Consider the following 12,825-nt stretch of genomic DNA (forward strand, 5'->3'; position numbering starts at 1 on the left):
TCGACGGCGCGCGGGACGACCCGCGAACCTCTTAGCGCTAAGCTATTCGATGCTTAGCGCTAAGTCAAACTAGTACCCGAGAAGGTTCGCGCGTCAGTCGTCGAGGGCGACATCTCCCAGTGACCGCAACAGGTTTCGCAGCAAGGCGGCCAACTCGTCCCGTTCCTCGGCGCTGACCGCGCTCAGGAGCCGGTGCTCGGTGTCCACGTGATCGGGCAGGGCACGGTCGATGAGCTCGCGCCCTTCCTCCGTGAGGTCGACCAGCACGCGGCGGCCGTTCGTCTCGTCGGGCGCGCGGACCACCAGTCCGCGTTGTTCGAGCCGGTCGAGCCGCTGGGTGACAGCGCCGGAGGTGATCATCGCCGAACGCATCAGGTCGGCGGGGGTCAGCGTGCCCGCCCGGCGCAGGGTCGCCAGGACGTCGAACGACGACCGGTCGAGGTCGTGGCGGGCGAACGTCTTGCGCAGTTCGCCTTCCAGGACCCGGGTCAGCCTGGTCAGCCGCCCGATGACCCCCATCGGGGAGACGTCCAGGTCGGGACGGGCTTCGGCCCACTGGCGAAGAATGTGATCAACGTGATCCGGCACGACCGGAGATTACCCCGGTCCCAGAGCGCGGACGTTCGTTGACACCCCCGTAGTGCCACTGCTCTACTCGGACGCATGCTCCGTACGGCCTGAATCAGTGTCCGCCCAATTCGGTGAAAACCCGGGAATTCCGGGCGCTCCGTCCTGCCCGGAAACCCCGTTCGCCCTCGCACAGAACGGAATTCGCCCATGACCACGACCGAGAACCGGATCCGATCAGCCAGTGAATGGCTGGCGGCCGCGAAAGACGTCGCCGCCGAACTCGCGGTGGACGCCGCCGAGCGGGACCGTGAGAACGAGACGCCCTACGCGGAAGTACGACTGCTCAAGGATTCCGGCCTGGTGACCCTGCTCGGCCCGGTCGAACACGGCGGTGGCGGCCAGAGCTGGGAGACCGCCTACCGCGTGATCCGCGAGGTCGCGCGCGGCGACGGCTCGATCGGCCAGCTGCTCGGCTACCACTACCTCTGGGCGTGGGCCGCCCGGCTGGTGGCGACCGACGAGCAGATCGCCGCGGTCGAAGAACTGTACACGCGGAACAACTTCGTCTTCGGCGGCGCGGTCAATCCCCGTGACTCCGATCTGAAGATCACCGAAGACGGCGACGAGATCGTCTACAACGGACACAAGTCGTTCTCCACCGGCAGCAAGGTCTCCGACCTGACCGTGCTCGAAGGTGTCCTCGAAGGTGTCCTCGAAGGCACCGAGGACCATGTCTTCGCCATCGTTCCGTCCGAACAGGACGGTATCGTCTTCCACGACGACTGGGACAACATCGGCCAGCGGCTCACCGAATCGGGCAGCGTGACCATCTCCGGCGTGCGCGTCCCGTGGGCGAGCGCGGCGGGCTACGTCGACAAGAAGTTCCGCCCCTTGACCTACAACACGCTCAACGTCCCGGCGATCCAGCTGGTGTTCACCAACTTCTACCTGGGCATCGCGCAAGGGGCACTGGAAACCGCACTGGCGTACACGCGCGAACGCACCCGCGCGTGGCCGTACGGCGGCGACAACAAGACCTCCGCCGGCGAGGAGTGGTACATCCTCGACGGCTATGGCGATCTCCAGTCGAAGCTGTGGGCGGCCGAGGCACTGGCGGACAAGGCCGGAACCGCGATCTCCGCCGTGCTGCACGCACCGCGCGAAGACCTGACACCCGGGGCCCGCGGCGAGGTCGCGGTCCTCATCGCGGCCGCCAAACAGCGCGCGATCGAAACCGGCCTCGAAATCGGCACGAAGATCTTCGAGCTGACCGGCGCGCGGGCGAGCGCCACGAAATACGGCCTGGACCGCTTCTGGCGGAACCTGCGCACGCACTCGCTACACGATCCGGTGGCCTACAAGCGCCGCGAAGTCGGTGCGTACGCGCTGCTGAACGAACTCCCGGAACCCACCTGGTACACCTGACCCCCGGGCGGCCGGCTAGCGCGCGACGGCGTAGGTGAGCAGCAGCGCGCCCGAAGCGAACCGTCGGTCGTCAACGAGCGTGAGCGCCGTCTCGGCGTACTCGCCATCGAACAGCCGCGTCCCGCCGCCGAGGAGCACCGGGTTCATCACGAGCCGCACTTCGTCGAACAGCCCGAGCCCGGCGGCGGACGTCGCGGCCCCTCCCCCGGCGAAGAGCGCGATGTCACCTTCGAGACCGGCGAGCGCCGAGGCGTCTTCGATCACGTGGGAGTTGTGCCAGTTCGTGGCTCGGAGAGTGCGCGAGAGGACATACTTCGGCAGTTCGCGCATCCGGCGCCGCTGCGTGGCCGAGACCTCGTCCCCGGCGGCCGGCCAATAGCCGGCGAGTTCCTCATAGGCCTTGCGACCGAAGGCCATGCCGTCGATCGACTCCAGCAGCTCGTCGATATGCCCCTGGAACTCGTCGTCGGCGAACCGCCAGTCGATGTCGCCCGCGGCGTCGGCGATGTACCCGTCGAGCGAAACGTTGATGTGCAGGAAGAGCCGACCCATGTGAACTCCTCGGTTGACTTCTTGAACGCATGAACAAGAAGTCAAGGTACACTTCTTGAACGCACTGTCAAGAAGTCGTACGATGACGCCATGCCACGCACGGGACGGCCGCGCTCCTTCGACGAAGACCGGGTGATCGGGGGTGCGCTCGACGTCTTCTGGCGGCGGGGTTACGCGGCCACGTCGATGCGCGATCTGAAGGAGGACCTCGGCATCCTGCCGGGAAGCCTGTACGCCGCGTATGGCGACAAGCACGCCCTCTTCCTGCGAGCACTGGAACGCTACGCGGGCGGCGCCGCGAACCAGGCGGACACTCTCGCCGAAGGACCGGTCCTCGCGCATCTGCGTGAGCTTCTGCTCAGCGTCCTCGAAGCGGCGCGGGAAACCCCGGGACGCGGATGCCTGCTGGGCAACACCGCCGCCGAACTGCTACCCGCAGACGAAGCCGCGGGAAAGATCGTCCACAGTGGATTCGACGCACTGGAAACCGGTATCACGCAAGGACTCGAAGCCGCCCAGCGGTCCGGCGAGGTCCGCGCGGACATCGACTGCGGGGCGCAGGCACGGCTCCTGCTCATCGTCATGCAGGGCCTGCACGTGGTGGCCAGGGCGGAGGCCGATCCGCGCCGGCTCACCGACGCGGTCGACGCCGCTTTGGCGCCCTTGACCGCGAAGTGACCCCTGGGCACACCGGCGCCGGCGTGCCCAGGAGCCGGATCACTCCTCGAAGCCTTCGTCGCCGCCGTCGAAGGCGTCCTCCATGACCTCGCCGAGGATCATGCCGCCGACCACGCCTGCCGCGGCACCGGCGACCACGCCGCCCATCCCCGGTCCACGCCTGCCGTGGTGCCCGTGGTGGTCGTAGTCGTGGCCGTAGTGCTCCTGGTGCCCGCCGAACATGGCGTGCCCGCCGCCGGACTCGGCGACCTTGGCCAGCCAGCCGTCGATGGCCGCCGCCCAGTCGGTGCGCAGGGCCTCCTCGTGCGAAACGTGGAAGCGGCCGAAGGAGTCGCCGCCGGAGCGGAACATGCCACCGCGCCGATCGGCCTCCAGCACCACCACGAGGTCGTCCGGGCCGGCGACGAAGGTCAGCTCCACCTGGCTGACGCGGCCCGCGTAGCGCGACGGCGGGAAGAACTCGATCTCCTGGAAGAACCCGAGCTCCTGCCGGACGCCGTGCAGCCGGCCGGCTTCGACGTCGGCGCTGCGGAACGAGAAGCCCAGCTCGCCGAACGCCTCCAGCACCCGATCCTGCGATTCCAGCGGCCCGACCAGCACCGGGTCGAGGTCGCCCTTGTCCGGCGCTCCGGCGATGACCAGTTCGGTCCGCACACCGACGACCATACCCGGCAGTTCACGTCCGCCGACCGCGCTGATCGGCGTCTCCCAAGGCAGCGCGATCTGGAACGGAACGGTGGTCAGCTGTCCCGCCGTCACCTTCACCTTGCGGCCCGCGCTGACCCGCAGGAACTCCGCGGTTCCGGCGCGCTCGTGGTCGCCACGCTCGACCTCGACCCGGGTGACCAGCGAAAGCAGGATCTCCTCGATCTGGGCGTCGCTCGAACCGCCCTGGATGCGGACCTGGCCGGTGATCACCTCGCCGGGAACGGCGTGCGGTGAGTCGAGCACGGTGTCGACGGACGGACCGCCGACCCCGAAGGCGCTGAGCATCCGTTTGAACATCAGGGATTTCCTCCGCTGGGTACTGGAACAGGGGGTACTGGAACAGGGGGTACCGGAACACTTCGACTACTACCGAGATCCGTCGCGGCACGCCAGGTAAACCGGGTTAAAACCCCCTAAACGGGCGCAACGTCACTACCTTCTCAGATCGGCCTGGCGGACGTCGTGCAGGTGGATGACGACGTCGTAGGACCGCCCGAGCGAGACGGTCGCGGGGTCGACCGGGAACTGCGTGCCGATGGTGCGGGTGGGCCGGGCGGTGTCCAGCCAGGCGCGGGCGGCGGGCGGCGCGGTGCGGAGGTCCAGGTAGAAGTCCTCGAACCGGACCTGGTCGAGGGTGTCCTCGTTCGTCCCGGACGGCGCGGCCGGGACGGAGAACCGCTTCCACTCCCCGCCCACCGCGGTGTCCTTGGACAAGAAGGAACCCTCGTCGAAGCTGAACCCGATCGGCAGGTAGCCGCGGCCCAACGTCTCGCTCAGGAAGGCGCCTTGGGTCTTCGGGTAGATCGCCGGCATGTCGGGGATGTACGCGACGTGGGCGTTGTGCGCGGAGAGCAGGATCTTGTGCCCGGTCCGCCGCTGCCACCAGGCGACGTTCTGCGCCATCGCCTGGTCGCGCAGGATCTGTGCCGCGGGCAGGCTCTCCGGATCCGCGAGGTCGACGGCGAGGAAGCGGGCGGTCTGCGCGACGAACCGGGCGTGCTGCTCGGCCCAGCCGTGGGCGTCCGCGCCGGTCAGGCCCTTGACCAGCTCGAAGGCCTGCTCCGCCTGCGTGGCGAGCCGCTGTCGCTCGTCGACGGGTTTGCGCAAGTAAGCGAACGCGTCGTCGATCGGGCGCAGCCCGGTGTACAGCTCGTTGAGCCGGGGCAGCGCCTCCGGGTGATGGCGGCCGATATAGTCGGTGATCCGCGCGAAGAACCCGTCGTTCACCGATGGCGCGCCGAGGTCGTCACCGACGAAGTGCACCGTGCGGTCGGGGTGCGCGCGGTTGTGATCGCGCATCCACCGGATCAGGCTGACGAACTCCTCGCGGTCCCACGGGGAGCCGGCCAGCGTGCGCTTCGCGATCTCACGGGCGTCGCCGCGCCCGCTCTGGACGTACTCGTCGATCTCCAGGCCGGCTGACCAGCTGAGCTCCAGCGCGAAGGCCCGGAACCCCTTTTCCTCGACGAGGTAGCGGAACACCCGCTCCTTCATGGTGAAGAACTCGTGGGAGCCGTGCGTCGCCTCGCCGAGGCCCACCACCTTCGCGCCGCCGATCATCCCGCCCAGCGCCCGTAGATCGGCGGTGCTCCGGCCGGGCTCGGTCGAGCGCAACGGATATGCCGCCCGGTCCAGCGACCGCACCGGATCCCGCCAGGCGGAGGTCGTCTCCGCCGCGAGAGCCGGACTCGCCGCGGGAGCGAGCACCGCCCCCGTCACCACCACCGCCGCGGCCACCAATCCGCGTCTCCCCCACCGTTTCCGGCGCTGTGTCATTACCGTCCACCCCTTCGCTCCGATGTCGAAGACGATCATCGTCCGCGGACCGGAGCGGCGCACTGAAGCAAAGCTCCCACTTGGGGTGAGGAAAACCCCACCCCACGAGGAAGCGGGTGGACCCCGCCGCCGGGGTGTGGGTCCCGGCGGCGGGAGTCCACCCGCGTTTATCTCCCTCCGCAGCGGCTGTCCGTCACTCCGCGCGCCACAACGCGGGTGTGGACGGCGGCTCCCAGCCTGGCTGGGCCGTGTGCGCCTGCAAGCACACGTAACCGCGACCGCTGTAGGTGACCCGGGCGCCCGCGGAATAGCCGGTTCCCGCCGCCCAGGTCGTCCCGCCGGGCGGGTTGGAGGTCGAAGTCGACGTCGTCGGCGTCGTACTGGTCGGCCGTGAGGTCGACGTCGGCGTCTGCGGCACGTTCAGCACGAAGTCGAACGCGGCCTGCTTGCCGGGAGGCTGATCGCGCACGGTCATCAGCAGCCGCGGGTCGAAGATCGAGTCGGTGTTGTTGCGCGGCTCGTTGGGGAAGTAGAGCTGCGTGGTCAGTACCGGCCTGCCGGGCGCCTGGACCTTGACGTGGATGTGCCGCGTACGGCCGGGGTACAGGCCGGGCACGATCGTGCTCAGCGAGAACGCGCCCTGGTCGTTGGTGAACTGGTGACCGCGGAAGGTGTACCCCACGTTGTCGTAGGCGCCGTTGACGTCCGCCTGCCAGAAGTCCAGCAGCACCCGCGAGATCGGAAGGCACCCGAGACCGAAGACGTAGCCGGAGACGGTGAGCCTCGTCCCTTGCGTGTTCGGCGTGACGAGCGACGTCCGCTGCGGGGAATTCGGCTTGAAGTAAGGACCTTCGGTCTGCGGCGGGGTCGGGTCGTCACCGTCGTCACAGGCGGGGGTCAGCTCGGGTGCCTGGCCGCTCTCGACGGTGGTGCGCGCGAGAGCCGGGCCGCCGATCAACGCGACCGGAGCCGCCACGCCCGCGGCGAGCGCGGCCTTCAGCACGGTCTTCCGGCTGAGCTTGTTCTCTTCGTCCATACCTGCTCCTCGTGGGGGCTTCGGGAATCACCCTCGACGGTATGGAGAAGATCAGCTGCGGACGATGGACTGAGGTGGTCAGTCGTGGTGAATCTCCGGGGGCGCGTCACCGGTCCTGCGGTAATCGCCGGGGCTCAACCCCGTTTCCCGCCGGAAGAACCGGCAGAAATAGGCGGGATCCGCGAATCCGACCCGGCTGGCGACCTGCCGCACGGTGAGATCCGTGCCGCGCAGGAATCGTTTCGCCTCCCTCGTCCTCGCCTCGCGCATCAGTTGTGCCGCCGTCCGGCCGGTCGCCGTTTTCACCGCGTCGGTGAGATATCCCGGCGTGACCCCGATTCGCTCCGCGAGTGCGCCGACCGACCACAGCCCCAGATCCGGCCTGCCCAGCAGCCGGGCGAATTCCGTGCCCACCGCCTGTGCTCTGGCGGGCGGGCGCGGGTCCGCCAATCCCGGAAGGCGTCCCGCCCGCACGATCAGCACGTGCATCAGGGCCCGCAGCACCGAATCGGTACCCTGGCCGCCACAACGGAATTCCTCGTCCAGTTCGGCGACCATCCGGGCCGTCTCCTCGGCCGCGCGCTCGTCGAGCCGCCACGGCTGCTGGCTGAGCCTTCGCAGGGTTTCGCGATCCGACGGATGTTCGAGCAGGAAATCGTCGGTGAACAACACGACGAATCCACTGAGATCGCGGGCATCCCAATGGTGCACCTGCCCCGGTGTTATGACCGCGAGCTGCGGCGGCCCCAATTCCCAGCGGGTGAAATCGATGACGTGGTCGCCGGTACCGCCGGTGACATGGACGATTTCGTAGAAAGTGTGCCGATGCGGGAACGCCGCCCGCGACATCGGCCCGATCGTGTCGAATGTGCCGACCGTGAACGGCAGAGCGTCCGGCGCGCGGACCTCCAGCCGATGCAGTGGCAATTCCCCCGCCTTCGGTTCGAGGCAAGGCGTCCTCGGCAACACCGTCGTTCCGCGCATGGACCGGTCCCTTTCACCACACTGGGAATGAAAAGTCTAGACCAATGACGGATCGCTGACTGCCGACGGAAGTCGCTTGTCGCCGTCGGGGTACAGTCAGGAGCATCGACGCACGTCCGAAGGGTCACCACGCGATGTCTCCCACCAAGTCGCGCGGTCGGACCTGGTGGCCGGTCGGCGCGTTCGCCGCACTGGTACTGGCGTGCGCCGTGGCCTGGGCGACGACGGGCGCTTCCCACAGCGACCTCGAGATCTACCGCTTCGGCGTCGACACCCTGTGGAACGGCGGCGACCTCTACGGCGCGTTGCCGCTTTCCGACGCGGGCATCCCCCTGCTGTTCATCTATCCGCCGTTCGCCGCACTGGTGCTCACCCCGCTGGCGCTGGTGCCCTGGACCGGCGCGGTGCTCCTGTTGTTCGCGCTCAGCCTGGCCGCGCTGGGGATCACCTTCTACGGGATCACCCGCACGCTGTGGCCGTCCGGGGACCGGCGGAAGGCGCTGCTCGTCGCCTCGCTGGCGATCACGCCGGTGCTCTTCCTCGAACCGGTCCGCCAGACGCTCGGCTTCGGCCAGATCAATCTGTTGCTGATGGGTCTCGTCGCGGCCGACTGCCTGCTGACTCGGGGCCGCTACCGGGGAATCGGCGTCGGTCTCGCGGCCGCGATCAAGTTGACGCCCATGGCGTTCTTGTTGTTCTTCCTGGTGCGCAAGGACTTCCGCGGCGCGTTGACCGCGTCGGGCACGTTCGTGGCCGCGTCCGCCGTCGCGTTCGCGGTCGCCCCGGAGGCTTCCGCGCGCTATTGGTTCGGCGGACTCGCGGGGGCGTCGGGGATCAGCGGTACCTCGTTCCACACCAACCAGACCTTGCGGGCCGTGCTGGCGCGATTCGGCGTCGAGGGCGCCGCGAAGCCGCTGTGGATCGTCCTCACCGGCGTTCTGCTGATTCTGGTGACCCTGACCATGTACCGCTCGGCCGCGGTGCCGGCGCTGCTGCTGAACGCGACGTTCGCCCTGCTCATCTCGCCGACGTCGTGGTCACACCACTGGGTGTGGATCGCCCCGGCGCTGTTCACCACCGCCGCGTGCGCGGCACTCCATCGCCGAGATCGCCGCCGGGCCGCGGCCTGGCTCGCCGTCACCGGGGTCGCCGCCACGATCTTCGTCGGGGCACCGTTCCGGTACTTCCCCGCCTTCGACCGGCCGGGCCAGACGTGGACGACCGCCCAGCAGTGGCTGGGAAACTGCTACGTCGCCGCGGGCCTGGTCTTCCTCGTCGTCGCGGCCGTTCTCGCGCTGCGGAAAGGACCTCGATGCTCGACCTGAGCGGCACCACGACCCTCGTCACCGGGGCCAGCGGCGGCATCGGCCACGGCATCGCCCTGCGCTTCGCCGGAGCGGGCAGCGCCGTCGCCGTGCACTACCACCGCGATGAAGCTTCCGCGCTCGCCGTCGTCGAGCGGATCGAGGAAGCGGGCGGCACCGCCAAGGCGTTCTCCGCCGACCTCACCGACGACGGCGAATGCCGCCGTCTCGTGGCCGCCGCCGCGGCATGGACCGGACGACTGGACACGTTGGTCAACAACGCCGGCGTGCAGCCGATAGACCCCTTGCCGGAGATGTCGGCGGAAAGCTGGCGCGCCGTCCTCGACGCGAACCTCACCAGCGCCTTCTCGTGCACGCAGGCCGCCGCCGACGTGATGGACGGCGGCAGCGTCATCCACATCGCCTCGATCGAAGCGGCCCACCCCGCGCCGGGACACGCGCACTACAGCAGCGCCAAGGCCGCCCTGGTCATGCACGCCCGCGCCGCCGCGCTCGAATACGGACCGCGAGGCCTGCGCGTCAACGCGGTTTCCCCCGGCCTGATCGACCGCCCCGGCCTCGGCGACGCTTGGCCGGAGGGCGTCCGCCGCTGGGAGCAGGCCGCACCCCTTGGCAGGCTCGGCACCCCCGGCGACGTCGCGAACGCCTGCCTGTTCCTCGCGTCGCCGCTCGCGGCGTGGGTCACCGGGCACAACCTGACCGTGGACGGAGGCGTCTCCGCACGTCCCACCTGGTGATCACGGATTCGGGTTCTGGGACGGTTATTCGTCGCAGCGCTACTGGCTGACACTTCTACCGTTTGACTTGTGCGGCAACACGACATGGCCATCATCATTTATTGGAGCAGGTGAATCTTCATACATTGATGAGGCATGACTAGTCTGAATATGCGATAGTACAGGTGTTCGATTCGGGTAATGTCGGTGTCGTGGCCAGCGACGATGCACTCCCGAGGACGTCCACCGAGTGGTGGCGTGTCGACACCGCGACGCTGCATGCCGCAAACAGGAATTGAAGGTTGTGAAGCGGCGGGCGGATGCCGAGCAAAAACGCGATCCTGGCGGAAATCAATTCCCGCGGGGTTCGCGGGTGTTCGGGTCATTCGACGTTGGCGGCGTTGATTTTCGAGGATTTCCTGGTGACGGACAAGGAAGCCAGCGCCCGCGCCGACCGGGTCCTCGCTTTGCATCCCGGACCGTCCATCGGCGGAGACCCCGAACCACCCCTGGCACCCTTGACCGCCCAAGCCGCCGCCGAGGGCGCGATCGGGGGTTCGCAGATCGACGCCATCATCCGGACTCTCGCCCGCATTCCGTCCACCGTGCCGGAAGAAGACGTGCAGGCTGGGGAGAAGATCCTGGTCGAGCTGGCTCGTCGTGCCGGGCCCCGGCAGATCGCCCGCGCCGGACGCCGCCTGCTGGACACACTCGACCCCGACGGCAAAGAGCCCCGCAACGAAGACCCGAAAGACACCCGGCCGGAGCTGCGGTTCGTCCAGCACCGCGACGGCACCCTCGGCCTCAAAGCCAGGCTCGACCTCGAAACCTACGCCCGGTTGAAGTCCGATCTCGACCCGATGGCCAAACCTGATAAGGCCATCGACGGGGTCCGCGACTCCCGCACCCAGGACGAACGCCACCACGGCGAAACGAAAATCGACAACCTCGTCCTGCTGTGCACCAAACACCACCGGTTGATCCACCACAGCGAATGGAAAGTCCACATCGCCCAAGACGGCCTCCCGAATTCACCCCACCGGAACACCGAGACGGAACACCATGCACCTCAGGACATAAGCCGACCCCCGGAAACTTCCGAACCACCCGGCGACGCCGGACCACCTGGCCCGCCCGACCGCACCGGAAACACCGAACTTCCGTGACCGGTGCAGCAGAAGGCCGCGCCGGACCATCACCGGCTCCGGATTTCGGCCCCATGCCTCAGATTCGTCACCAGCGCCGTCGACTTGCCGGTGACGGCGGCCGCGAGCGGGCGTTCGAGGCCGGGAAGGCGTGCCACGTGAAGGAAAGCCCGGCGCGCCTGGAGCAGGAATCGGTTGGCGGGCAGGAACCATCGGGCGCCGCGGCGGGCGACCTGCTGCTTTTCGGTCACCACCGGGCGGACCAGTTTTTCGTACTCGGCGAGCGCGGACTCGATCGAGGGTGACCGGGTGAGCTGTTCGGCCAGCACGAACGCGCCCGCGATCCCCAGCGAAGCGCCTTGTCCGGCGAGAAGGGAGACGGCGTAACAGGAATCGCCGACGAGTACGACCCGGCCGCGGCTCCAGGACGGCATCTCGATCTGCGCGACCTGGTCGTAGTACACCTCGCTGGAGGGCGGACACAGAGCGAGCGCTTGAGGTACCGCCCAGCCCAGCGAACCGTAGGTCGCGCGCAGGGCCGCTCGCGCGTCGTCCGGCAGGACCGGATCCGTCGTGCGGTGCACGGCGAAGGCCGCGAGCTTGCCGTCGCGAAGACCGTAGAAACCCATCTGCATCCCGATCGTGTCGGTCAGGCAGAACCGCTCCCCGACCCGCGCACGAATCTCCTCGTCCTCGAAAACGAAGGCCGCCGTATGAAACCCGAGACGACGCAAGAACCGGTTCTCTTCACCGAAGACCAGCCGCCGCACGGTCGAATGGATCCCGTCGGCCCCGATCAGCAGATCGGCTTCGAGTGTCCCGCCGTCCGCCGAAGTGACCCGCACCCGGTCGCCGAGATCCTCGACTCCCGTGACCCCGGCACCGAACCGGACGTCCACTGTGGACGGCAGTCCGGTGCGCAGGACACGTTCCAGATCGGGCCGCATGATGCTGCAGAGCCTGCCCCGCACCGATTTGGCGAACTGGACGTAATCGATGGCCGCCCGGCGGCGACCGCGCTCGTCCAGCAAACTCGCCTCGTCCACCCGGTACGCCACGTCTTCGACCTGAGGCAGCAGGCCCATCTCCTCGACGGCGTCGAAGCCGGGACCGAAGAAGTCGATCATGTAGCCCTGTTCGCGCGGCCCCGCGGCCCGCTCCAGCACCACGACCTCGACGTCCAGCGTCGCGAGCCGGTGCGCCAGCGCCAGCCCGGTGATCCCGGCCCCGCAGATCGCCACCTTCATGGGTGTCCTCCCTTTCGGTTCAGTCGACCAGTCTGCGCAGGACGGCGGGAGAGACAGCGCCCGAATCCGGCCCGAGCGCCCGATGGAGCAGAAGCCCGTCCACCGCCGCGAGAAGGACCGCGGCCGTGTCCTCGGCGTCGGCCACCCCATGCCGCGCCAGCCAGCCGCCAAGCCGGGTGCGCAGGTCGGCGAGCAGTTCGCGGATGCCTTGGCGCAGAGTGTCGTCGCGGGTCGCGGCGAGGTAGGACTCCGCGAACAGCAACGACATCGGGTCGGTACCGGAGTACCCACCGACCGACGCCAGCAGCGCGTCGACCGCGTCCGCGGGCGTTTCGACGGTTTCCAGCGCCGGCTCGAAGGCGAGGGCGACCTCGCGCATCGCCCCCAGCACGGCCTCGATCAACAAGGCTTGCAGCGAAGGGAAGTGATAGTGCACGACGCTCGGCGTGACACCCGCGCGTTCGGCCAGGATGCGGGTGCTGACCGCGGACCAGCCGAGTTCGGGCACGAGCGCGACGGCCGCGTCGAGCAACCGGCGCCGAACGAGCTGACCGCGCGCCGCGGCCGGGGATCCTGCCACCGTTCATCTCCTAGGGCATTCGTCCTGTACGAATGCCCTGATCGTAGGCCCGGATCCGCCCGCGGCGCAAACCCGGCGGTCAC

General features: G+C 68.5%; 12 protein-coding genes and 1 pseudogene. 5 read left to right on the forward strand and 8 right to left on the reverse strand.

Annotated features, from left to right (window positions below):
- Positions 1 to 93: 93 nt before the first annotated feature.
- A complete protein-coding gene (locus tag AC069H_RS32820) occupies positions 94 to 588 on the reverse strand; it encodes a MarR family winged helix-turn-helix transcriptional regulator (RefSeq protein ID WP_478234912.1) in 495 nt (164 codons plus the stop codon).
- A gap of 189 nt (positions 589 to 777) precedes the next feature.
- Here AC069H_RS32820 and AC069H_RS32825 point away from each other — a divergent pair, with 189 nt between their 5' ends.
- A complete protein-coding gene (locus tag AC069H_RS32825; RefSeq protein ID WP_478234913.1) occupies positions 778 to 1,995 on the forward strand; it encodes an acyl-CoA dehydrogenase family protein in 1,218 nt (405 codons plus the stop codon).
- A 15-nt stretch (positions 1,996 to 2,010) separates the two neighbouring features.
- On the opposite strand, the gene AC069H_RS32830 is transcribed toward AC069H_RS32825, so the two are convergent.
- The gene (locus AC069H_RS32830; protein WP_478234914.1) at positions 2,011 to 2,547 is read right to left on the reverse strand and encodes a dihydrofolate reductase family protein; all 537 of its coding nucleotides are present in this window, start codon (positions 2,545 to 2,547) and stop codon (positions 2,011 to 2,013) included.
- Between the two features lie 90 nt (positions 2,548 to 2,637).
- Here AC069H_RS32830 and AC069H_RS32835 point away from each other — a divergent pair, with 90 nt between their 5' ends.
- Positions 2,638 to 3,225 carry a TetR/AcrR family transcriptional regulator gene (locus AC069H_RS32835; protein ID WP_478234915.1) on the forward strand — a complete coding sequence of 196 codons (588 nt, stop codon included), beginning with the start codon at positions 2,638 to 2,640 and terminating at the stop codon, positions 3,223 to 3,225.
- Positions 3,226 to 3,264: 39 nt separating this feature from the next.
- Here AC069H_RS32835 and AC069H_RS32840 read toward each other — a convergent pair whose 3' ends face one another.
- The 4 genes from AC069H_RS32840 to AC069H_RS32855 all read right to left on the reverse strand — a co-directional run bounded on the left by AC069H_RS32840 (position 3,265) and on the right by AC069H_RS32855 (position 7,729).
- Complete coding sequence (locus tag AC069H_RS32840) at positions 3,265 to 4,230, reverse strand: sporulation protein (protein ID WP_340685847.1); 966 nt, start codon at positions 4,228 to 4,230, stop codon at positions 3,265 to 3,267.
- A 135-nt stretch (positions 4,231 to 4,365) separates the two neighbouring features.
- On the reverse strand, positions 4,366 to 5,709 hold the full coding sequence (locus tag AC069H_RS32845) for an erythromycin esterase family protein (RefSeq protein WP_478234916.1): 1,344 nt from the start codon (positions 5,707 to 5,709) through the stop codon (positions 4,366 to 4,368).
- 193 nt (positions 5,710 to 5,902) lie between these two features.
- A complete protein-coding gene (locus tag AC069H_RS32850) occupies positions 5,903 to 6,745 on the reverse strand; it encodes a dioxygenase family protein (RefSeq protein ID WP_478234917.1) in 843 nt (280 codons plus the stop codon).
- 78 nt (positions 6,746 to 6,823) lie between these two features.
- Positions 6,824 to 7,729 (reverse strand): helix-turn-helix transcriptional regulator, encoded by a 906-nt coding sequence (locus tag AC069H_RS32855; RefSeq protein ID WP_340685844.1) that lies wholly within the window; start codon positions 7,727 to 7,729, stop codon positions 6,824 to 6,826.
- 134 nt (positions 7,730 to 7,863) lie between these two features.
- Here AC069H_RS32855 and AC069H_RS32860 point away from each other — a divergent pair, with 134 nt between their 5' ends.
- The 3 genes and pseudogenes from AC069H_RS32860 (at position 7,864) to AC069H_RS32870 (ending at position 10,850) form a co-directional block, all read left to right on the forward strand.
- Positions 7,864 to 9,054 carry a glycosyltransferase 87 family protein gene (locus tag AC069H_RS32860; RefSeq protein ID WP_478234918.1) on the forward strand — a complete coding sequence of 397 codons (1,191 nt, stop codon included), beginning with the start codon at positions 7,864 to 7,866 and terminating at the stop codon, positions 9,052 to 9,054.
- The gene (locus AC069H_RS32865; RefSeq protein ID WP_478226886.1) at positions 9,042 to 9,791 is read left to right on the forward strand and encodes an SDR family NAD(P)-dependent oxidoreductase; all 750 of its coding nucleotides are present in this window, start codon (positions 9,042 to 9,044) and stop codon (positions 9,789 to 9,791) included. The genes AC069H_RS32860 and AC069H_RS32865 overlap by 13 nt, the downstream gene beginning before the upstream one ends.
- 191 nt (positions 9,792 to 9,982) lie before the next feature.
- Positions 9,983 to 10,850, forward strand: a pseudogene (locus AC069H_RS32870) (HNH endonuclease signature motif containing protein).
- A 115-nt stretch (positions 10,851 to 10,965) separates the two neighbouring features.
- Here the strand turns inward: AC069H_RS32870 and AC069H_RS32875 are convergent.
- A complete protein-coding gene (locus AC069H_RS32875) occupies positions 10,966 to 12,162 on the reverse strand; it encodes an FAD-dependent monooxygenase (RefSeq protein WP_478234919.1) in 1,197 nt (398 codons plus the stop codon).
- 19 nt (positions 12,163 to 12,181) lie between these two features.
- Entirely contained in the window at positions 12,182 to 12,742 is a 561-nt protein-coding gene (locus AC069H_RS32880) for a TetR/AcrR family transcriptional regulator (protein ID WP_340685840.1), read from the reverse strand.
- Positions 12,743 to 12,825 lie beyond the last annotated feature (83 nt).

The organism is Amycolatopsis sp. NPDC043887 (assembly GCF_056435665.1).

Excerpts from the sequence above, each read along its gene's own strand:
- AC069H_RS32825 (WP_478234913.1), top strand. The coding sequence starts at position 778 with ATGACCACGACCGAGAACCGGATCCGATCAGCCAGTGAATGGCTGGCG.
- AC069H_RS32830 (WP_478234914.1), bottom strand. The coding sequence starts at position 2,547 with ATGGGTCGGCTCTTCCTGCACATCAACGTTTCGCTCGACGGGTACATC.
- AC069H_RS32835 (WP_478234915.1), top strand. The coding sequence starts at position 2,638 with ATGCCACGCACGGGACGGCCGCGCTCCTTCGACGAAGACCGGGTGATC.
- AC069H_RS32840 (WP_340685847.1), bottom strand. The coding sequence starts at position 4,230 with ATGTTCAAACGGATGCTCAGCGCCTTCGGGGTCGGCGGTCCGTCCGTC.
- AC069H_RS32845 (WP_478234916.1), bottom strand. The coding sequence starts at position 5,709 with ATGACACAGCGCCGGAAACGGTGGGGGAGACGCGGATTGGTGGCCGCG.
- AC069H_RS32850 (WP_478234917.1), bottom strand. The coding sequence starts at position 6,745 with ATGGACGAAGAGAACAAGCTCAGCCGGAAGACCGTGCTGAAGGCCGCG.
- AC069H_RS32855 (WP_340685844.1), bottom strand. The coding sequence starts at position 7,729 with ATGCGCGGAACGACGGTGTTGCCGAGGACGCCTTGCCTCGAACCGAAG.
- AC069H_RS32860 (WP_478234918.1), top strand. The coding sequence starts at position 7,864 with ATGTCTCCCACCAAGTCGCGCGGTCGGACCTGGTGGCCGGTCGGCGCG.
- AC069H_RS32865 (WP_478226886.1), top strand. The coding sequence starts at position 9,042 with ATGCTCGACCTGAGCGGCACCACGACCCTCGTCACCGGGGCCAGCGGC.
- AC069H_RS32875 (WP_478234919.1), bottom strand. The coding sequence starts at position 12,162 with ATGAAGGTGGCGATCTGCGGGGCCGGGATCACCGGGCTGGCGCTGGCG.